At 43.4% G+C, this 19303-nt stretch carries 20 protein-coding genes and 2 pseudogenes; 12 read left to right on the forward strand and 10 right to left on the reverse strand.

Features of this window, described 5'->3' with window-relative positions; genetic code table 11:
* Positions 1-28: 28 nt before the first annotated feature.
* The gene (locus AC5JMF_RS11145) at positions 29-580 is read left to right on the forward strand and encodes a tetratricopeptide repeat protein (protein WP_495795775.1); all 552 of its coding nucleotides are present in this window, start codon (positions 29-31) and stop codon (positions 578-580) included.
* Positions 581-747: 167 nt separating this feature from the next.
* The gene (locus AC5JMF_RS11150; RefSeq protein ID WP_495795776.1) at positions 748-1545 is read left to right on the forward strand and encodes a DUF3153 domain-containing protein; all 798 of its coding nucleotides are present in this window, start codon (positions 748-750) and stop codon (positions 1543-1545) included.
* Between the two features lie 102 nt (positions 1546-1647).
* Here the strand turns inward: AC5JMF_RS11150 and pdxH are convergent, their stop codons facing one another.
* Positions 1648-2292 carry a pyridoxamine 5'-phosphate oxidase gene (gene pdxH / locus AC5JMF_RS11155; protein ID WP_495795777.1) on the reverse strand — a complete coding sequence of 215 codons (645 nt, stop codon included), beginning with the start codon at positions 2290-2292 and terminating at the stop codon, positions 1648-1650.
* A 123-nt stretch (positions 2293-2415) separates the two neighbouring features.
* On the opposite strand from pdxH, the gene AC5JMF_RS11160 reads away from it, so the two are divergent.
* A complete protein-coding gene (locus AC5JMF_RS11160; protein WP_495795778.1) occupies positions 2416-3489 on the forward strand; it encodes an AI-2E family transporter in 1074 nt (357 codons plus the stop codon).
* A gap of 1 nt (position 3490) precedes the next feature.
* Here the strand turns inward: AC5JMF_RS11160 and AC5JMF_RS11165 are convergent, their stop codons facing one another.
* The 3 genes and pseudogenes from AC5JMF_RS11165 to AC5JMF_RS11175 form a co-directional block, all read right to left on the reverse strand.
* On the reverse strand, positions 3491-4024 hold the full coding sequence (locus tag AC5JMF_RS11165; RefSeq protein WP_495795794.1) for a Uma2 family endonuclease: 534 nt from the start codon (positions 4022-4024) through the stop codon (positions 3491-3493).
* A pseudogene (locus AC5JMF_RS11170) lies at positions 4016-4501 on the reverse strand (Clp protease N-terminal domain-containing protein); the annotation flags it as partial. The gene AC5JMF_RS11165 and the pseudogene AC5JMF_RS11170, both read right to left, overlap by 9 nt.
* A 30-nt stretch (positions 4502-4531) precedes the next feature.
* Positions 4532-4699 (reverse strand): annotated as a pseudogene (locus tag AC5JMF_RS11175) (helix-turn-helix transcriptional regulator); the annotation flags it as partial.
* A 350-nt stretch (positions 4700-5049) separates the two neighbouring features.
* On the opposite strand from AC5JMF_RS11175, the gene AC5JMF_RS11180 reads away from it, so the two are divergent.
* Positions 5050-5853: a segregation/condensation protein A gene (locus AC5JMF_RS11180; RefSeq protein WP_495795779.1), complete on the forward strand. Its 804-nt coding sequence runs from the start codon at positions 5050-5052 to the stop codon at positions 5851-5853.
* Between the two features lie 222 nt (positions 5854-6075).
* A complete protein-coding gene (locus AC5JMF_RS11185; protein ID WP_495795780.1) occupies positions 6076-7245 on the forward strand; it encodes a nucleotidyltransferase family protein in 1170 nt (389 codons plus the stop codon).
* Positions 7246-7319: 74 nt separating this feature from the next.
* On the opposite strand, the gene speA is transcribed toward AC5JMF_RS11185, so the two are convergent.
* Positions 7320-9335 (reverse strand): biosynthetic arginine decarboxylase, encoded by a 2016-nt coding sequence (gene speA / locus AC5JMF_RS11190; RefSeq protein WP_495795781.1) that lies wholly within the window; start codon positions 9333-9335, stop codon positions 7320-7322.
* 349 nt (positions 9336-9684) lie between these two features.
* Here speA and ndk point away from each other — a divergent pair, with 349 nt between their 5' ends.
* Entirely contained in the window at positions 9685-10134 is a 450-nt protein-coding gene (gene ndk / locus AC5JMF_RS11195) for a nucleoside-diphosphate kinase (RefSeq protein WP_495795782.1), read from the forward strand.
* Between the two features lie 199 nt (positions 10135-10333).
* Here ndk and AC5JMF_RS11200 read toward each other — a convergent pair whose 3' ends face one another.
* On the reverse strand, positions 10334-11059 hold the full coding sequence (locus tag AC5JMF_RS11200) for a TerC family protein (protein ID WP_495795783.1): 726 nt from the start codon (positions 11057-11059) through the stop codon (positions 10334-10336).
* A 649-nt stretch (positions 11060-11708) separates the two neighbouring features.
* On the opposite strand from AC5JMF_RS11200, the gene AC5JMF_RS11205 reads away from it, so the two are divergent.
* The 3 genes from AC5JMF_RS11205 to AC5JMF_RS11215 all read left to right on the forward strand — a co-directional run bounded on the left by AC5JMF_RS11205 (position 11709) and on the right by AC5JMF_RS11215 (position 14381).
* On the forward strand, positions 11709-12377 hold the full coding sequence (locus tag AC5JMF_RS11205; RefSeq protein ID WP_495795784.1) for a Mo-dependent nitrogenase C-terminal domain-containing protein: 669 nt from the start codon (positions 11709-11711) through the stop codon (positions 12375-12377).
* Between the two features lie 127 nt (positions 12378-12504).
* Complete coding sequence (obgE, locus tag AC5JMF_RS11210; protein WP_495795785.1) at positions 12505-13533, forward strand: GTPase ObgE; 1029 nt, start codon at positions 12505-12507, stop codon at positions 13531-13533.
* A gap of 266 nt (positions 13534-13799) precedes the next feature.
* Positions 13800-14381 (forward strand): Uma2 family endonuclease, encoded by a 582-nt coding sequence (locus AC5JMF_RS11215; protein WP_495795786.1) that lies wholly within the window; start codon positions 13800-13802, stop codon positions 14379-14381.
* Between the two features lie 135 nt (positions 14382-14516).
* Here AC5JMF_RS11215 and AC5JMF_RS11220 read toward each other — a convergent pair whose 3' ends face one another.
* A complete protein-coding gene (locus AC5JMF_RS11220; RefSeq protein WP_495795787.1) occupies positions 14517-15647 on the reverse strand; it encodes an acyltransferase family protein in 1131 nt (376 codons plus the stop codon).
* A gap of 228 nt (positions 15648-15875) precedes the next feature.
* Here AC5JMF_RS11220 and AC5JMF_RS11225 point away from each other — a divergent pair, with 228 nt between their 5' ends.
* Positions 15876-16334: a peroxiredoxin gene (locus AC5JMF_RS11225; protein WP_495795788.1), complete on the forward strand. Its 459-nt coding sequence runs from the start codon at positions 15876-15878 to the stop codon at positions 16332-16334.
* Positions 16335-16473: 139 nt separating this feature from the next.
* Here AC5JMF_RS11225 and hpf read toward each other — a convergent pair whose 3' ends face one another.
* The 3 genes from hpf to AC5JMF_RS11240 all read right to left on the reverse strand — a co-directional run bounded on the left by hpf (position 16474) and on the right by AC5JMF_RS11240 (position 17649).
* The gene (gene hpf, locus AC5JMF_RS11230; RefSeq protein ID WP_495795789.1) at positions 16474-17121 is read right to left on the reverse strand and encodes a ribosome hibernation-promoting factor, HPF/YfiA family; all 648 of its coding nucleotides are present in this window, start codon (positions 17119-17121) and stop codon (positions 16474-16476) included.
* Between the two features lie 154 nt (positions 17122-17275).
* Complete coding sequence (locus AC5JMF_RS11235; protein ID WP_495795790.1) at positions 17276-17422, reverse strand: hypothetical protein; 147 nt, start codon at positions 17420-17422, stop codon at positions 17276-17278.
* Between the two features lie 68 nt (positions 17423-17490).
* Entirely contained in the window at positions 17491-17649 is a 159-nt protein-coding gene (locus AC5JMF_RS11240; RefSeq protein ID WP_495795791.1) for a hypothetical protein, read from the reverse strand.
* Positions 17650-17720: 71 nt separating this feature from the next.
* Here AC5JMF_RS11240 and lipB point away from each other — a divergent pair, with 71 nt between their 5' ends.
* A complete protein-coding gene (lipB, locus tag AC5JMF_RS11245) occupies positions 17721-18410 on the forward strand; it encodes a lipoyl(octanoyl) transferase LipB (RefSeq protein WP_495795795.1) in 690 nt (229 codons plus the stop codon).
* 156 nt (positions 18411-18566) lie between these two features.
* Positions 18567-19265 carry a DJ-1/PfpI family protein gene (locus AC5JMF_RS11250; protein WP_495795792.1) on the forward strand — a complete coding sequence of 233 codons (699 nt, stop codon included), beginning with the start codon at positions 18567-18569 and terminating at the stop codon, positions 19263-19265.
* Positions 19266-19303 lie beyond the last annotated feature (38 nt).

The following is a 19303-nucleotide window of genomic DNA, read 5'->3' on the forward strand; positions in this document are numbered from 1 at the left end:
TTTCAAAAAGATTGCTGACATTGGCAAAATGAAAGCAGTGCTGATTTGTGTACAAAACGTGAGTGCAGAAAGTATAGACATTGCTAAAACTCGCTACCAGAGGGGGAAAGTTGCCTTTGAAAATGGGCAATACCGCGAAGCTGTAGAAAATTTAGAAAAAGCCAGCGCCCTGTTATCGTCCAATTCTCGACTGGCGGGTGAAATTGACATTTGGCTAGTAACAGCTTATGAGGCGGCTGGGCGTTCAGATGATGCGATCGCTCTTTGCGAAAGGCTTAAGCGCCATCCACATTTAGAAACTAGCAAACAAGCGCGACGGGTACTTTACATTTTAAAAGCACCAAAATTGCAAAGGCCTAGTGAATGGATGACTGAAATCCCCGATTTAGGGGCACTCTCTGACAACGATCAGAAAGTTCGTGTGACTGTCAAGCCCAGCCAACCAGCTAAACCACAGAAACGTGCTGAGCCAGAATTTGTTGACCTGAGTCAGGTCAATACCAGAGATAATCGCTTTATCTGGGTGGCACTAATTGCTGTTGGTTTAACAGTTTCGTACTTGGTTTGGTTGAGTTTATGAGGAGATTGGGGGATTGGGGAAGAGGACGCGGGGACGTGGGGACGCGGGGACGCGGAGAAATTTTCTCCCGGTTGGTGAGCGAAGTCGAACCACATCTCCCTCATCCCCCTCATCCCCCTCATCCCCCTCATCCCCCTCGTCCCCCTTATCTTTTTGGAGATTTAAGTATGAATTCATTGTTTAAAGGCGTATTTGAGCGAATGCGGTTTATGTGGTTGGTGTTACTCACATCTGTGTTGCTGTCTGGGTGTGTTCAGTACAATGTTGCGGTTAATTTTGACCATGCAAATAGTGGAGAACTGGTACAGCATATTAAGTTGGGGGAACGGCTAACTAGTTTTAGTGGTGATTATGTTTATGAATGGTTAGACAGTATGGAGCATCGCGCCAGCAAACTAGAGGGTAAAGCTAGGCGACTCTCCAAAGAAGAAATTATTGTCACAATTCCTTTTAGTGATGCTACGGAATTACAAAAGAAGTTCAACGGATTTTTTAACTCTCGTGCTAATCAACCATCTGAAACTGTGACGAGTGAATCTGATTCAGAATTACCAAAAATTGAATCGAATTTAATTTTGAACCAGAATAATTTTTTACTTTTGGTACGGAATCGATTGATTTATGATGTGGATTTGCGATCGCTATCTCTAATTTCCAGCAAAGGCAATGTCCAGACTAACGCTGGTTCGATTCTCGATTTAGAATTTAGCTTAAAAACCCCTTGGGGAGCTAAGAACATTCAACAAACTGAAACTGCGATCAAGCCACAAAAAAATGGCAAGCAACTAACTTGGCTACTCCAACCTGGCGAACTAAACCATATAGAAGCAGTTTTCTGGCTTCCTAGTCCCCTTGGTATCGGCACATTCTTAATTATCCTGTTCGTCTGGGGAGGGTTTTACCTGCGATACACTTTCATGCCAGACCCCAGAATTCAGTTGGTTGCTAAAGTTCCAGTGACATAACTTTGAAGAAAACACGGGGACGCGGGAGTGAGGGAGTGAGGGAGTGAGGGAGAAAGATAATTACCCAGTCCCCAGTCCCCAGTCCCCAATCCCCAGTCCCGCTCACGGTGACAACCGCTCTATCTTCCAACTATTATTTTCCAAGCGTTTGTAAAGTAAGCGATCGTGTAAGCGACTAGAACGTCCTTGCCAAAACTCGATTTCTGTGGGGATGACTCGCAATCCTCCCCAATGAGGCGGTCGGGGAACCTCTTGATTTTCATATTTACTTTGTAACTCCCGCAGGCGTTGCTCAAGAATTTCTCGGCTTTCTATTACTTCACTTTGATTAGATGCCCACGCACCTAAGCGACTATTGGCAGGACGGCTGTGAAAATAATAATCTGATTCAATTTCCGAAACTCTCTCCACACCCCCAAAAATTCTGACTTGACGTTCTAGTTCTACCCACCAAAAAACTAGAGAAGCTTGGGGATTTACATCTAATTCTTGTCCTTTGCGACTGTTGTAGTTGGTGAAGAAGACAAAGCCCCGCTCATCAAAATCTTTGAGGAGTACCATTCTAGCTGAGGGTTTGCCGTCTGGTGTGGCGGTGGCAAGAGTCATGGCATTAGGTTCAGGAAGTTGTGCGGCTAATACCTGAGCAAACCAATTTTTAAATTGTGCAAACGGATTGGGGTCAACTTCGGTTTTGCCCAACCCCTGCAAGGTGTAATCTCTGCGAAGGTCGGCTATAGTTTTATCCATGATAATTTGCCTTGGTAATCAAGTACGCTCGTACACGCACTGGTAAAAAGTATCTATGATGAGGATTAACGCCAATACCAGTTTTACAAATTTCTAAGGAGTTGCGAAAATCGATTGCATCAGATGCGACCTTCGACCTTGCTGCAACGTCTGTTAATCTATGGTTTGAGTGGCCCGATTATCGCTCTCAATGTTTGGCTGCTGTCTGAACTTTTTCGGTATTTTCGGCATCCTCTCAGTATCCTCAGTGTTGCGGCTATTTTGGCTTTTCTCCTAAATTATCCTGTTAAGTTTTTTGAACGCGCTCGGATCACTCGCACTCAAGCAGTGATTATCGTTTTACTCGCAACTTTAACTGTTGTAGTAATTGTAGGCATCACTCTAGTGCCATTAGTGATTGATCAGACAACCCAACTGTTGAATAAGATTCCTGATTGGTTAATGGCTAGTCAAGACAACTTGGAGCAGTTTGAAGCGATCGCCAAAAAACGACGTTTACCGATTGATTTGCGGGTGGTGAGCAACCAAATCAATGCCAATATTCAAAATTTAGTGCAACAGCTAGCCTCTAGTGCTGTGGGATTTGCCGGGACGCTGCTGTCAGGATTACTTAACATTGTGCTAGTGGTTGTACTGGCATTTTATATGCTGCTGTATGGCGATCGCGTCTGGTATGGATTAATCAATCTTTTACCTGCCAATATTCGAGTCCCCTTTACCACATCCTTAAAATTGAATTTCCGTAACTTTTTTCTCAGTCAGTTATTACTGGGATTATTCATGGTGGTAACTCTCACCCCAATTTTTTTAGTTCTCAAAATCCCATTTGCCTTGTTGTTCGCCATATTGATTGGCATCTCTGAACTCATTCCTTTTATTGGTGCAACTTTAGGTATTGGGCTAGTAACAATTTTGGTATTACTACAAAATTGGTGGTTAGCAGTTCAAGTGGCTTTAATGGCGATTCTCATGCAGCAGGTTAAAGATAACTTATTAGCCCCCAAGTTACTCGGCAATTTTATTGGCTTGAATCCCATTTGGATTTTTGTGTCTATTTTGATGGGATTTGAGATTGCGGGGTTATTAGGAACACTTGTTGCTGTTCCTATTGCCGGTACCATTAAAGGCACGTTTGACGCACTTAAAAATAGCAAAGCTGATAACTTTGTGTCAACCGTCACGATTCAAAGGGACTAGTTTACTCAAACACAGGCGGCCACAATTCAAACACTGATAACTCCCACCCAGGTAACAACGTCGGGATTGTCAGCTTGTCGCTTTCTCCAAAAACATTGAACTCACTGCTGGAATTATAAATAGCAACAGTCCTCTCATCTGGATCAATGAGTAGTCCTATCTTCGCTCCCAAGTCTAAAAATCGGCGAATTTTCTCTTGGAGTGATGCTAATTTGTCAAAAGCAGATTTAATCTCCACTACCAAGTCAGGCGCTAATTCGGGATAGGTTCTGGGAACTCGCTTCACGCGTTCTCGTGAAAAGAAAGAGATTTTTGGTGCTACTACATCCCCATCAGGTAATTGAAATCCAGCAGAAGCACCAACAATATGTCCTAGCTTACGAGGCTCAACCCAGGAAAACAAAAGAGCGCAAAAACGAGCGCTAATTTCACCAGAGGTAAAGTCTATAGGAGAGTTACCCAAATCATACCCAGTGTTTTTCATCTGATTGGTATGGCTGGTTGCAATGGGTGTAGATGTGGCTTTTGGCAGCATAATTTCAATTTCTCTTAACACCTGCTGCCGCAGTTCTTGGAGGTTTACCCCAAGGATTTGCAACACTCTCGCCCCTACCCCATCAGTTACCCGCAACAAACCGAGGAGGAGATGTTCTGTGCCAACAAAGTCATGTTTCAACTGGCGGGATTCTTCTAATGAAAAATCAAGAGCGAACTTAGCTAAGGGAGTGAAAGGAAACTCCACTCCCTTTACTTGTTGACCACGACCAATAATTTTTTCTACCTCCGAGCGAGCATCATCAAGATTGATCCCCATCGACTTCAGGACTTTACCAGCAATACCAGTGCCTTGTTTAATTAGTCCCAATAAAATCTGCTCAGTACCAACAAATTGATGCCCCATTTCGGCACCCTCTTCTTGAGCTAGTTTAATCGCTTGAACGGCCTTTTCTGTATATCTTTCAAAGAAAATAATTTGTTCTGCATATCTTTCATACGGAGATTTTTCATACATAAACCTTTCCTCCAGAAAGAAAATTGTTTCAATCGGACAGCGAAAAAGTTGAGCAATTTTGAAGGCCAGAGGCAAGCTAGGGTCATATTTACCAACTTCTAGAGCATTAACCGTTTGACGGCTAACATCTAAACGTTCTGCCAATTCTGCCTGCGACCAGTTTTGTTCAGCCCTGAGAAAACGTAGACGGTTTTGCATAGCTGAAAAACTTATTCATCAGAATGGGGAGTGGGGTAAGAAACTTGTTTGATGTTTGGTTGTGGGATTTTTACGTGGAATGCTGTATGGGTTTTTCTTAGCATTACTTGGATAGTAAAACCTAGTTGCCATATTGTCAAGTTAGCTTTACTTTAGCTGCACATGCTGCAAACAGCGCGTCTCTACAGGACTTATCGAAAGTGTCTTAATTACGAATTACGAATTACGAATTCGTAATCATGCTAGGCTAAGGTATCAAGTTCATAATTACACCCTTTTGTTGTAAAGGCGTGTAAAGTCTGTATTTTTTCTGACATCTCATATCAAAACTTGCGTAATCGGAAATCAGAATGGATGCTTCCGAGCTATTAGAAACAATTACACTCCTGATTGACCAAGCAGAGCGGGGGGAAATTGATCCTTGGGATGTCCAAGTGATCGAGGTAATTGACCGTTACTTAGAACTAATGGCACCGGAGGTTACAGCAAGAGGCTATGAGGCTGATTTATCGCAATCTGGACAAGCTTTTTTATCAGCATCAATGCTAGTTTTATTCAAAGCTAATACTTTGATGCAATTGTCAACCGTAGATAATGTAGAAGATGTCATAGATGACACTTTGTTAAATCTTGAAGATGGTGCATTACATCAGGCTCATCGTTTGCCACTAGAAAAGCAACTGCGTCGTCGTCCAGCAGCAATGCCACCATCAAAACGCCGTGTGACTCTGCAAGAGTTAATTGAGCAATTACAAATCATGGCGGATCAGCTCAAACTAGTACAAAAGGTGAGCAAACCTGCCCGTCCCAAGCGTCAACCCAGCATCCAAATGATGCGGGAAGCACTAGATTTAGCTCACCAGGAGAATTTAACAGAAGTAGCTGGGGAACTGGAACAGGTTTTGTATCTTTCAGCACAAGAGCTAAATTTAGAACAAAATTGGTTGAATCTGGAACAGCTTGTAGAGTTGTGGACTCAGACAAAGCAACCAAATCAAAACGGATCTGGACATGAGTCAGAGCATAGTCACTTAGTTAGCGTTTTCTGGGCGCTACTGTTGCTATCGGCTCAATCAAAAGTAGAGCTATTTCAAGAGGAGTTTTACCATGAGATTAAAATTCGTTTAATTGCAAACGAGCAACCATTGAACTGATTCCGCTAAACTCGGTGTTATGGGTTTTTGCTTCAGCCCCAAAATCCGAGTAAATTGAAAGGATAACTGATCGCTTGTCACCTGCCTTTATCTATGGTTGCAACAACCAGTAAATCCCCCGTTATCCCAAAACTTGAGATAACTATAGAGCAGAATTGAAAACAAATGATTAAGTATCACTTGATAAAAGTAAACTGGCTTGTGGTTGAGGAATAAATTTTTATGAAAGCGATGATTCTCGCGGCGGGCAAAGGTACTCGCGTGCGTCCGATTACCTATACTACTCCCAAACCAATGATTCCTATCCTGCAAAAGCCAGTGATGGAATTTTTACTGGAATTATTACGTCAACATGGATTTGATCAGATTATGGTCAACGTCAGCCATTTAGCTGAGGAAATTGAGAATTATTTCCGTGATGGGCAACGGTTCGGGGTACAAATTGCTTATTCTTTTGAAGGTAAAATTGATGACGACGGAAAACTGGTGGGGGAAGCTATTGGTTCCGCCGGAGGGATGAAGCGTATCCAAGATTTTTCGCCGTTTTTTGATGATACTTTTGTAGTTTTGTGTGGTGATGCTCTAATTGATCTAGATTTAACTGCGGCGGTGAAGTGGCATAAATCGAAGGGGGCGATCGCTACTATTATTACAAAATCTGTCCCCAAAGAAGAAGTTTCTAGTTACGGCGTGGTCGTCACTGACGACGATAATCGCATCAAAGCTTTCCAAGAAAAACCTTCAACCGAAGCAGCCTTGAGTACCAATATCAATACGGGTATTTACATATTCGAGCCAGAGGTATTTAAATACATTCCTTCGGGAGTAGAGTATGACATTGGTGGTCAGCTGTTTCCCGATTTGGTAAAAATGAATGCGCCCTTTTATGCTATACCGATGGATTTTGAATGGGTAGACATTGGTAAAGTCCCTGATTACTGGCGAGCAATTCGCGGTGTACTGCTGCGAGAAATCAAAAATGTGCAAATTCCAGGTCATGAAGTTTCCCCTGGTATATACACTGGCTTAAATGTTGCCGTGAATTGGGACAAAGTTGATATTACAGGCCCTGTTTACATTGGTGGCATGACGAGAATTGAAGATGGAGCGAAAATTGTAGGGCCAGCGATGATTGGCCCTAATTGTTGGATATGTAGTGGTGCCACAGTAGAAAATAGTGTGATATTTGAATGGTCGCGCTTGGGGCCTGGAGTCCGCTTAGTTGATAAATTGGTGTTTGGGCGCTATTGCGTAGATAAAACTGGGGCAGCGATAGATGTCCAAGCTGCTGCTTTAGACTGGCTGATTACCGATGCCCGCCAGACACCACCATCCCACACTCCCGTTGAACGCCAAGCAATAGCTGAATTGTTGGAGACAAATGTGAATTAGGGAACAGGGAACAGGGACTGGGGAATTGCGAATTGATTATTCTCCCTTATCCCCCACTTCCTACTCCCTACTCCCTAACTATTCAAATACGTATACCGCCGCAAACTCTGCTCGTAGGTTTGCAAGAGTCGCTGAGATTCTGCTAGGGTGATGCGCTTTTCTTCTAAGGCTTGCTCGCAACGCTGGCGAATGTTTTCTACCATATCTTCGGAGTCGTACTGTACGTAACTCACGACTTCGCTCATGGTATCACCTTTAACCACGTGTTCGATCTGGTAGCCTTTGGGTGTTAGTTGGATGTGAACCGCGTTAGTATCGCCAAATAAGTTGTGCAAGTTACCCATGATTTCTTGGTAAGCTCCATTTAAGAACATCCCCAAGCAATAAGGTTCTCCTGGTTTATGGGTATGCAGTTCTAAAACCGATTTGACATCACGCAGGTCAATAAAGCGATCTATTTTGCCATCGCTATCACAGGTGAGGTCTGCTAAGATTCCTCGCCGCGTCGGTTCTTCGCTGAGGCGGTGGATTGGCATGATGGGAAATAATTGGTCGATCGCCCAACAATCTGGTGCTGATTGAAACACTGAAAGATTGACGTAATAAATGGAGGCCATGATTTTTTCTAGGTCTTCCAGTTCATCAGGTACGTATTCTTGCTGTCTGGTAATGTCAAGAATTTTTTGGCAGCAAGCCCAGTAAAGTCTCTCGGCTTTGGCTCGTTCTCTGAGGCGCAAAATTCCTAAGTTGAAGCGACTAATGGCTTCTTCTTTGAATTGAGTCGCGTCATGATAAAACTCTTGATAATTTTCTATGTTGATCGATTGGTAGGTTTCCCACAAGTAATTAATAACTGGGGATTCCCCCTCTTGAGGCGGTTCTGGTGCATCTAGGGGGACATCACTGGTACTGAGAACATCAAAAATCAGCACTGATTGATGAGATGCGATCGCTCGTCCACTTTCACTAATCAGTGTTGGTACGGGTATCTGCCGTTCTGCACAGGTATCTTTTAACTCTGCCACGATATCGTTGGCATAGTTTTGCATGTTGTAATTTTTTGAAGCGTAGAAGTTGGTTTGAGAACCGTCATAATCTACACCCAAGCCACCGCCGACATCGAGATATTTCATATCTGCTCCCAGCATCGCCAACTCTACGTAAATGCGGCTGGCTTCTTGGATGGCATCTTTAATCACATTAATGGCGGAGATTTGTGAGCCAATATGGAAATGCATTAACTGCAACGAATCGAGGATGTCTGCTTCGCGTAACTTGTCAACTGCTTCCATCACTTCTGGCATAGTTAGACCAAATTTAGCGCGATCGCCGCTAGAGGTTCCCCAGCGTCCCATACCTTGAGTACTGAGTTTAGCTCGGACTCCTAAGATTGGTTTAATGCCTAATTGACGGTTGGCAGCAATCACCAAATCGACTTCTTCAATCTGTTCTATGACGATAATTGGTGTCTGTCCTAGTCTTTGGGCTAACATTGCAGTTTCGACGTATTCCCGGTCTTTGTAGCCATTGCAAATTAACAATGCTCCTGGTGTATTCAGGATAGCCAGAGCAATCATTAATTCTGGCTTGGAACCAGCTTCTAAACCAAATTGATGAGGTTTGCCAAACTTCACTAAATCTTCAATCAAATGCCGTTGTTGGTTGCATTTGACGGGAAACACGCCACGATAGACACCAGGGTAGTTATAGCGGGCGATCGCTTTAGCAAAACAAGCATTCAACCGCTCGATTCGGTCTTCTAGAATATCAGAAAACCGAATCAACATCGGTAGTCCCAAATTACGCTGTTTGAGGGCATTGACTAACTCAAACAAGTCTAGAGAACCCCCGCGATCGCCTTTAGGGGAAACGGTAACGTGTCCAGCAGCATTAATCGAAAAATAAGGCTGTCCCCAACCTTCAATCCGGTATAGGGCTTCACTATCTTCTATTTTCCAGGAGCGAGGTAACTCTCCTGTGTTAGTACTTGGTGGTAACAGCTTTTTTTGTTTGTGATTTTTCACTTCTTTAAGTCCATTGGACGACAGTTTAACCACCTCGTCAGATGTAGCAGTTGACTCAACACCCATTTGTTTGTGACCTCTGTGTTTCACCCACGAATTAACAATTTAACTCATTCATCTGAGAACTGATATATACCTAGAGATAATTTCTGAGATAAACTCTGATTGGTCATTTGTCATTAGTCATTTGTCATTGGTCATTTGTGATTAGTTGGGAGTGCAAAATATTAAACTATGGACAAAAAACAAAGAACAAACGACAAAGCGCAAAGTCACCAGGGGGTTTCCTCCGTACACCGAAGGGGTTGCCGCAGCGAAAAGTCTGAGCGGCGGCTTCCGGCGATTAGAACTTTGTAACAGAGGACAAACGACAAACGACTAAGATAAAAATTTTATTAAGTTTTGGGAGATAGCAATGGAGCGCACATTCTTAGCAATTAAGCCTGATGGCGTACAGCGCGGCCTAGTGGGTGAAATTATCCGTCGCTTTGAAACTAAGGGCTTTACTCTTGTTGGTTTAAAGTTTTTGAAAGTCAGTCGAGAATTGGCTGAACAACATTATGATGTTCACCGCTCAAGACCCTTTTTCCCCAGTCTAGTTGAATTTATCACCTCTAGCCCGGTAGTAGCGATGGTGTGGGAAGGTGACGGTGTTGTAGCTGCGGCAAGAAAGATTATTGGTGCAACAAATCCCTTAACAGCAGAACCAGGAACAATTCGCGGCGATTTTGGCATCAATATTGGTCGCAACCTCATTCACGGTTCTGATGCTCCAGAAACTGCCAAGCGGGAAGTTGCTTTATGGTTTAAGGATGAAGAATTAGTCAACTGGCAACCAGATATTACCCCTTGGTTGCACGAGTAGTCTGGGGATTGGGGATTGGGGATTGGGGATTGGGGATTGGGGATTGGGGACTGGGGATTGGGGATTGGGGATTGGGGATTGGGTAATTATCTTTCTCCCTCATCTCCCTCATCTCCCTCATCTCCCTCATCTCCCTCATCTCCCACGTCCCCCTCATCCCCCTCATCTCCCTCATCTCCCTCATCCCCCACGTCCCCCTTCACTTCGACACTTCGCTCTTTTCTGGTTCTTCTTGGGGTAATGAAGTCACGGTGCGCTTTTTGGTAAATCCCCAACCGAGGATGAGGGCGATCGCACCAATCATAAACCATTCTGGCGGTACTAGGGCATCGTTGACGACTTTCAATAACAGACGTAAACCCACTAAAGCTACAGTTATATAGCCTGCATCTTCTAGGTTTTCATATTCATCCAACCACCGAATAAATAAACCAGCCATGAATCGCAGTGTCACAATCCCTACTGTGGCACCCGTCAGTACTAACCATTTTTCTTGAGAAACGGCGATCGCTGTGGTAACGCTATCCAAAGAAAATGCTAAATCCGTGAAGGCAATCACGGGTATTGCTTGCAATAAAGAGTTAAAGCGAGGGCCGTGATGATGATCGTCATCAGTTTCTGCGGAGGTGAAATGTTGGAATACTAGCCATAGCAAGTAAGCAGCGCCCAATAATTCAAATTGCCAATATTTCTGCACCCAAGTAGCGGTGAGAATTAGAGTGATCCGGAGGACATAGGCGACAACTAAGCCAAAGTTGAGGGCTTGACGTTCTAGTTTTTTGTCTTCTAATCCTTGGGCAATTGCAGCAAGAGCGATCGCATTATCAGCAGATAGCACCGCTTCTAAGAACACCAGGATCAGTAAGACTATGGGGGCTTCGACGCTGAAATGAAACTGGAGATAATCAAAAATGTGGTCTAGCATTCCGGGTTTCTCAAGCAGGAAAAGTTAAAAATTAACACTAACAGAGATTTTCATATAAAAAGTGCAACAAATTGCTACTGTATAACCAGCTTAACGTGGTTGTGATTCATTCATGAGAAGACTGCATTTATGCGATCGCTTTGCGAATAGAGTGTTTTAAGTGTTGTAGCTAGATACTAAAAGTTTTAAGATTTTCCTCAAGGTTGAGAATGGCTACTTGAAAGTGAGAGATTCACTTCATCGAAAGCGGTGGTAAACCCCAAGTGGAGCAACTGCCGTCAAGTGGCGTAGTGGGGGAAGAGAGATTTTATCAAGAAGACGCGGAGACGCGGGGACGCGGGGACGCAAGTCCCAGGGGTTTAAGACCCCCACTGAATCTTCTCTTCGAGACGCTGCGCGAACGATTCAGTGGCTTGAATTCAGACGGGGATTGAAACCCCGCCTGAATTCTTTCTCCGCGTCTCGCCTTCTCCGCGTCCCCGCGTCCTTGAACGGTATACGGAGTTTTTTCACCAAATCAAATATGAGTCCTATCCCTTTAATGGTTGGAAAAGTAACAAATTGTTAGAGCCTTAATGTGATTTTTACAACAGTTAAGCCACCTTCAAGGTAGCTTAGTATTGACTGAGAAAGCTTGAGGCGTGAGTTTATGAAAGATGCTGTTCAATCCCCCTACAGCAGCGAACAAATTGCCGCTTGGCTACGTGGACTGCTTACTATTGCTTGGGCAGATGATAATTTTGATGCTCAAGAACAGGAAATAATTGCTAGTATTACCCAAAATGAATTAGCTCCGTGCTTGGATTTTGAGTCATTGGAGGTAATTACACCAGAAGAATTAGCTACAGTATTGGGCAGAGCTACACCAGCAGCTGAAAACTTTTTGCGTACAGCAGTTATGGTAGCGATCGCAGATGGTACTTATTCTCCCAGCGAAGACGTTATCTTACACCAATTTTGTCAAGCCCTGGAACAACCAGAGCATTTACTAGAAGCCCTACGCCAAACTCTAGAACATCCAGAGCAAATTACCCCCACAATTGCGCCTACAAAGCGTCAGCTAGATGCACTCAATCCCCTGCGCGACTGGATGGACAAATTAGATGTCCAAGACCCCAGAGTAGCCCGCTTTTTGTGTAAAATGATCCCCTCCCAATGTCCTTTTGAGCGCGATGTCACTTTGTTCGGACGCAAAATTGTTCACATCCCACCAATGTGTAAACTCAACCCACTATATGAACAAATGGTAGGTTTGCGTTTCCGCGCCCTCTCCTATTTAGCAGATGAATGTGGCGAAGATGTTTCACCATATATTTGAGTGCTGAGTGCCGAGTGCCGAGTGCCGAGTGCTGAGTTAAAAGTAAAGAGTAAGGAGTGAAGTGTTAATTAAAAACCTATAATTTAAAACTCACAACTCAGCACTCATAACTCAGGACTCTAAAGATATGCAATTTATCGACCAAGCAGAAATTGAAGTTGAAGCTGGCAAAGGTGGTGATGGTATTGTCGCTTTCCGACGTGAAAAGTATGTACCAGCTGGTGGCCCCTCTGGCGGCAATGGCGGACGGGGTGGTTCGATAGTTTTCGTTGCTGAGGAAAACCTACAAACCTTGCTGGATTTCAGGTATAACCATCTTTTTAAAGCAGAAAACGGTGGGCGCGGAGGGCCCAATAATTGTACCGGGGCAAATGGTAAGGATTTGATCATTGAAGTTCCTCGCGGTACTGTTGTTTATGATGCAGAAACAGGCGAATTATTGGGAGATTTAATTGAGTCTGGGCAAACTTTCCGTGTTGCGGAAGGCGGTAAGGGTGGACTGGGAAATCAGCATTTCTTGAGTAACCGGAACCGTGCCCCAGAATACGCCCTTCCAGGTTTACCAGGCGAGAGAAAGCTGCTGCGCCTAGAGTTAAAACTTTTGGCAGAAGTGGGTATTATTGGGCTACCCAATGCGGGCAAATCTACTTTAATTTCATCCTTATCAGCCGCACGTCCTAAAATTGCTGATTATCCCTTTACTACCCTCATACCAAATTTGGGTGTGGTACGGAAACCTACTGGTGATGGTACGGTGTTTGCTGATATACCCGGACTGATTGAGGGTGCTGCTGAAGGTGTCGGATTGGGCCATGATTTTTTGCGTCATATCGAGCGTACACGGGTGTTATTGCATTTGATTGATGCTACTAGCGATGATGTGATTAGGGATTACAATACAATTCAGCAAGAATTGCAAGCATACGGACGAGGTTTGGAGAGGCGATCGCAAATCTTAGCACTCAACAAAATTGATGCGGTTGATAGAGAAACCATAGATTTAGAAGCGCTGGCTACCCAACTTAATCATCTCTCTTACGCTCCTGTTTTCTTGATTTCCGCAGTTACCCGCACAGGGTTAGAGGCAATGTTACAGGAAGTTTGGCGAATTCTGGATGAACTTAATGCTATTGAAGAAGTAGAGGTGTTTGGGTAACTGAATTCAAGTAAAAAAATCAGTTGGCTAACTCAATTTACCTGAATACATTTTGCATAAATATTTTTTTGTTGGGCTACGCCCCGCTTCGCTAACACGCAGAGGCGCAGCGAAAAGTTCTGTTCGCGTAGCGTCTCCGTCAGGAGAAGGAGGGTTTCCCTCCGTAGGAAACTTTTCAAGACAGAGACGCAGAGAAGAGAATGCAAAAAAGGACTTTTACAAGAGGTCTATTATCTTTATGATTCACCCAAAAATGAGGAATATTTATGCAAGTACAAGAACAACGCTACTATTCGCCAGAAGAATATCTAGAATTAGAGGTTAATTCAGAGGAACGTCATGAATATATTGATGGTCAAATTATTCAGATGACAGGCGGAACACCAAATCATAACCAAATTGCTGGCAATTTTTATGCTGCACTAAATTTTGCTCTCAAGCGTCAGCATTATCAAGCTTTTGTCACAGATCAGCGTCTGTGGATTCCTAATAAGCGAATTCATACGTATCCTGATGTCATGGTTGTGCAAGTTCCACTTGTGTATGAGGAGGGAAGAAAGGACACTATTACAAATCCGGTGATGATTGCTGAGGTGTTATTAAAATCTACTAAAAGTTACGATAGAGACGAAAAGTTTGCTGCTTATCGAACAATTCCTAGTTTTCAAGAATATGTTTTAATTGACCAGTATACGATGCATGTTGAGCAATACTGGAAAACAGATAAGAATAAGTGGGTATTTTCAGAATTTGAAGGTGCGGAGGAAAGTTTAAACTTGGCTGATGTTCCTTGCCAAGTTTTGCTGGGGGATATTTACGATAAGGTGGATTTTAGCGTGGAGGAGTAGAATGATTTCAGTTTCTGAGTATTAAGCTAAAAAACATCTAAATTACATAATCAAATTAAATAAAACTCTTATGGGGTGGGCATCTTGCCCGCCCTAATTATGCAAGTTATATGTGGAACAGCTTAGGTTCAGGGTTTAAACTTTGAGAAACCAGCGTTGGCGATACATGATGATGGCAATTAGGAGCCATAATAAGACGGTGGCTATGGCGAAGAGTAGGGAACCGTTGAATGTGCCTGCCCAAGATGCAAAAATGTTTTGGTAAATCCAGTTGTAGGTGCTGAGGGCGTTTTCTCCATTGCCGATTTTGGTTTTGGCTAGGATCTTAATTAATAATACAGATGCTACGAAAAGAGCGATCGCATTTAACCCCATAATTTCAAAGGGTTGACTCCAACGACGTTTTAGGCGCACTTCGATGAGTTCGTAACAAGCTGCTAGCAATAGTAATGCCCAACCTGTGGTGAAGATAACGTAAGAACTTGTCCACAGTTTTTTGTTGATGGGGAATGTCCAACCCCACGCCCAACCGATAATTAAGCAACCAATGCCAAATAATACTAAGCCTACGCTTGTACGTGATTTTACTTGGTTAGCGCGTATCCATTGACCAGCGAAGTAGCCAGCAAGAACATTGGCGATCGCGGGAATAGTACTGAAAAGCCCTTCTGGATCTCCCAAGTTTTTGAAACCATCACCTGCGTACAGATGTGCTTTCGGTATAATTAAGCGGTCGATATAAGCGCCGAAGTTGCCTACCCGCGTTGTTAGGACTCCTGCACCATAATCGGGTACTGGCACATACATCATCGTTAGCCAATAGCCAATGAGTAGAACCGCTGCCAGTATCCATTGACCTTTACGCGGTAGGTTGAGGACTGCTAGAGAGGCAAACAAGTAAGTAAGGCTGATGCGTTGCAATACTCCCATGATGCGGATGCTACCCAAATCGAATGTCCAAACACCCTTATTCCAAAAGCCATTTAATAGTAACCCCAAGGCAAAAAGTATAGCGGCACGGCGTAAGATACGCCAGTATACAGCTTTGGTAGGTTTATTAGCTTCGGTGTACTTTGACAAGGAAAAAGTCATCGCTACGCCAACAATAAATAAGAAGAAGGGAAATACTAAGTCAGCCGGTGTACAACCGTGCCAATCAGAATGGGCTAAAAAAGGATAGACGTTATCTGCTACCCCCACCATATTGACAAGAATCATCCCAGCTATAGTAATGCCGCGAAAAACATCTAATGAAGTCAGGCGCATAAATAAAATTTTTTACTAAATAACTATTGCAACATTTATAGAATCCATTTGGGATCTATTCGTTAGCTAACCGTTTGAGCATCAGTCTGATGAAACAAAGGTTGAGCTTTGCAAATAGACTCTATTAAATACTTGTAAAAACTTGTGTTATTCGCTACAAGTAAAAAATCTGTAAACAATGACTAATAATTATTAATATAAGTTTAAATTTGGAATTTTTTAGTAGCCATGACAATCAAAGTTGGAGATACCGCGCCTGATTTTACTCTACCCGCTCAAAATGGCTCAACTGTAAGCCTGAGAGATTTTCGCGGCAACAAAGCTGTTGTGTTGTATTTTTATCCCAAAGACGACACACCAGGGTGTACGACAGAATCCTGTGCCTTTCGCGATCAGTATGAAGTTTTTAAAGCGGCTGGTGCTGAAGTTATCGGTGTAAGTTCTGACTCTAACGAATCTCACCAAAAATTTGCTACCAAGCACCAGCTACCATTTACTCTCCTTAGTGACAAAGGTGACCAAGTACGCAAGCTATACGGGGCAACCGCCGCTTTTGGCTTGTTTCCTGGTCGCGTTACTTACGTGATTGACCAACAAGGAATCGTGCAATATGTCTTCGATTCAATGTTTAACTTTAAAGGTCACGTTGAAGAAGCGCTCAAAACTGTACAACAGCTAGCGGTTTGAGGGACTGGGGATGTGATTCGACTTGCGGTAGTTGAATCTCGACTTCGCTCGATTACCGCGTAGTCGAAACTCACCAACCGGGGGATGAGGGAGTGAGGGAGAAAATTTCTCCGCGTCCCCGCGTCCTCTTGCCCATTCCTCACTTCGAGTGCGACTTCTCCGGCATGGCAATGTTAGCTTGGGCTGTCTTGCCATTCTTGCCGTTGGTATGACCGTTATTATTACGGGGTTGAATGACGCCATAACCACCATGGTTACGTTCGTAAATGACGTTAATCTCCCCGGTTTCAGCGTTACGGAACATATAAAAGTCATGTCCTACGAGTTGCAGTTGTTCTAAGGCTTCTGCAACAGTCATCGGAGGCATGGAAAAATATTTTGTGCGGACAACTTCGTTGGGTAATTCGGGGGTGCGATCGCCGATTAAATCCGTCACCACCGATTCTGTAACTACTACCTCATTCGTTGGTTGAGCATGAATTTTCTGGTCTTGACGCCGTTCTTTGTATTTACGCAGTTGACGGGCGATTTTATCTGCAACCAAGTCAATACTGGCGTATAGATTTTCGCTGCTTTCCTCGGCACGGATGACGCTACCATTTGCATAAATGGTGACTTCAGCCGCTTGTTTGGGGTTGATTCGGGGATTACGGGCTACGCTCAGATGGACATCTACTTCATTTGTAATGTTCTGAAAGTGATTAACTGCTTTTTCTATTTTTTGATGCACATATTCCCGAATCGCATCGGTGATTTCAATATTTTTGCCGTGGATGACAAGCTTCATGTAAACTCCCCCGCTGAGATATTTTGATGTGAATTTGTTTTGTATGAAAAGAGATTGCGGTAAGGTCTATCACTGCCGCCAAAACAAATTGTGAACTGTTTTGATGTACTGTTGGTACGCCGTCTCTAAGCTTGCTGCATCTGAATTGATCTCTTTATCTCTGCGCTAACTCCAATTGGTTGCCAAGCAATTGGCTATTTACGTATATCTCTTGCTTATGGCAGTTTGAGCGATCGCTCCTAGAACTGCCTTGTTGGTTAAAGCGTTGTTGCTTTTTCTGTGTTTCAAGAGGTGCGCTCACTGTTGATAAAGAAAACAAGTCTTGATGAAAGTTTTATCCTCTGTTTTAGATGCAAACAATTTTATTAACTATATGGAGTCATCAGCCAGTGCATTCGTCTCTATTGTCTTGGCGTGATGCTTATTGCAGAGAATTCCTCCCAAAACCAATCGAGGTTGTATATTCAAACTAGCACTTTGTACTTCCAGAAGCAGGTTCCCTTGATGTTCCTTTAAAATCCTTTGCATAGCTTGACATTTTTTGACCACAATCACCTAACTTGCAATATATTTCTCTCTAATATCAGTTGATTTTTGGCATTATCCGTAGTATGGAAACACCTAAAAACCGTTGTTTGTTATATAACCAAGGACTAATGACTTACATAGATGCTCATCGATGGCAGCGATCGCTTCTCACAGAGCGCATTAACAACCCCAGCCTTGATGATGCATTAATCTTGCTAGAACATCCCCCTGTCTACACTTTGGGACAAGGAGCCAATTCCGAATTTATCAAATTTGATATTGACAAAAGTAAATATGATGTGCATAAAGTCGAACGCGGTGGTGAAGTTACTTACCATTGTCCCGGTCAACTCGTCGGTTATCCAATTTTAAATCTGCAACGTCATTGTAAAGACCTGCATTGGTACTTGCGACAACTCGAAGAAGTGATAATTCGCGTATTGGCAAATTACGAGTTGCAGGGCGAAAGAATTTCGGGTTTTACTGGCGTTTGGTTACAAGGACGTAAAGTTGCCGCCATTGGGATTAAAGTCAGTCGTTGGATTACCATGCACGGCTTTGCATTAAACGTTTGCCCAGACATGGCAGGTTTTGAGCAAATTGTACCCTGCGGCATCTCTGATAAGCTTGTAGGTAGTTTAGCCGAATGGATTCCTGGCATTGCTTGTCAAGAAGTACGCTCTCATATTGCACAATCTTTTGCAGAAGTATTTAATTTGGAGTTTGTAATTGGGAATGAGGAATTGGGAATTGGAAATTAAGGCGTTGCATAATTGCGGGATGATTTACCTCACGCAGAGTCGCAGAGGCGCAGAGAGGGTAAGGAGTTTGATATTTCATGGTATCAAATTTCATCCCTAGGCGGATTGAGTAGTCACTTTTACCATTATTCATAACAGTTGTTGAGAAATTTAACAATGACAAATTTAGTAAAATATCACATTGGTCTAGTTATTTTCCCTGGTATGACTCAACTTGATATCACGGGGCCACATCAAGTATTCTCCTTTATGCCTAATGCTTGTGTCCATTTGTTGTGGAAGACTTTGCAACCAGTGACAAGCAGCGATCGCATGACGATTTTACCCACTACTACTTTTGATGAGTGTCCAGCATTAGATGTATTGTGCGTTCCTGGTGGCCCTGGACAGGTGGAAATGATGCGCGATACTGAGGTGCTGGAATTTTTGCAACGGCAAAGCAAAACAGCAAAATATATCACTTCGGTATGTACTGGTTCTCTGATTCTGGCGGCGGCGGGATTACTGCAAGGCTACCGTGCTGCTTGTCATTGGGCATTTCGCGATCAGTTAGCTTTGCTAGGGGTTGAAGTGGAAACGCAAAGAGTAGTAATTGATCGCGATCGCATTACGGGCGGTGGTGTGACTGCTGGTATCGATTTTGGACTCGTAGTTGCCGCCCATCTGTATGGTGAGAAAACAGCTAAGTTTATTCAATTACTACTTGAGTATAATCCAGCACCACCTTTCAACGTCGGCTCACCTGAAAGCGCCGGAGAGATTTTAGTAGAGCAAGTAAAGAAATTCGGAGAACAGCTAATCGAAGCATCTCTGACACAGACAAAGCAAACAGCGGAATTAATTCGTAATTCGTAATTCGTAATTCGTAATTCGTAATTCGTAATTCGTAATTC

It is taken from the genome of Desmonostoc vinosum, assembly GCF_059505385.1.

Coding starts and splice junctions, on each gene's coding strand:
- AC5JMF_RS11215 (WP_495795786.1), top strand. CDS start 13,800: ATGCAAGTACAAGAACAACGCTACTATTCGCCAGAAGAATATCTAGAA.
- AC5JMF_RS11165 (WP_495795794.1), bottom strand. CDS start 4,024: ATGCTGCCAAAAGCCACATCTACACCCATTGCAACCAGCCATACCAAT.
- AC5JMF_RS11220 (WP_495795787.1), bottom strand. CDS start 15,647: ATGCGCCTGACTTCATTAGATGTTTTTCGCGGCATTACTATAGCTGGG.
- AC5JMF_RS11145 (WP_495795775.1), top strand. CDS start 29: ATGAAAGCAGTGCTGATTTGTGTACAAAACGTGAGTGCAGAAAGTATA.
- speA (WP_495795781.1), bottom strand. CDS start 9,335: ATGGGTGTTGAGTCAACTGCTACATCTGACGAGGTGGTTAAACTGTCG.
- hpf (WP_495795789.1), bottom strand. CDS start 17,121: ATGAAGCTTGTCATCCACGGCAAAAATATTGAAATCACCGATGCGATT.
- AC5JMF_RS11240 (WP_495795791.1), bottom strand. CDS start 17,649: ATGCAAAGGATTTTAAAGGAACATCAAGGGAACCTGCTTCTGGAAGTA.
- AC5JMF_RS11205 (WP_495795784.1), top strand. CDS start 11,709: ATGAAAGATGCTGTTCAATCCCCCTACAGCAGCGAACAAATTGCCGCT.
- AC5JMF_RS11225 (WP_495795788.1), top strand. CDS start 15,876: ATGACAATCAAAGTTGGAGATACCGCGCCTGATTTTACTCTACCCGCT.
- AC5JMF_RS11180 (WP_495795779.1), top strand. CDS start 5,050: ATGGATGCTTCCGAGCTATTAGAAACAATTACACTCCTGATTGACCAA.
- AC5JMF_RS11250 (WP_495795792.1), top strand. CDS start 18,567: ATGACAAATTTAGTAAAATATCACATTGGTCTAGTTATTTTCCCTGGT.
- AC5JMF_RS11200 (WP_495795783.1), bottom strand. CDS start 11,059: ATGCTAGACCACATTTTTGATTATCTCCAGTTTCATTTCAGCGTCGAA.
- ndk (WP_495795782.1), top strand. CDS start 9,685: ATGGAGCGCACATTCTTAGCAATTAAGCCTGATGGCGTACAGCGCGGC.
- pdxH (WP_495795777.1), bottom strand. CDS start 2,292: ATGGATAAAACTATAGCCGACCTTCGCAGAGATTACACCTTGCAGGGG.
- AC5JMF_RS11150 (WP_495795776.1), top strand. CDS start 748: ATGAATTCATTGTTTAAAGGCGTATTTGAGCGAATGCGGTTTATGTGG.
- AC5JMF_RS11185 (WP_495795780.1), top strand. CDS start 6,076: ATGAAAGCGATGATTCTCGCGGCGGGCAAAGGTACTCGCGTGCGTCCG.
- obgE (WP_495795785.1), top strand. CDS start 12,505: ATGCAATTTATCGACCAAGCAGAAATTGAAGTTGAAGCTGGCAAAGGT.
- AC5JMF_RS11160 (WP_495795778.1), top strand. CDS start 2,416: ATGCGACCTTCGACCTTGCTGCAACGTCTGTTAATCTATGGTTTGAGT.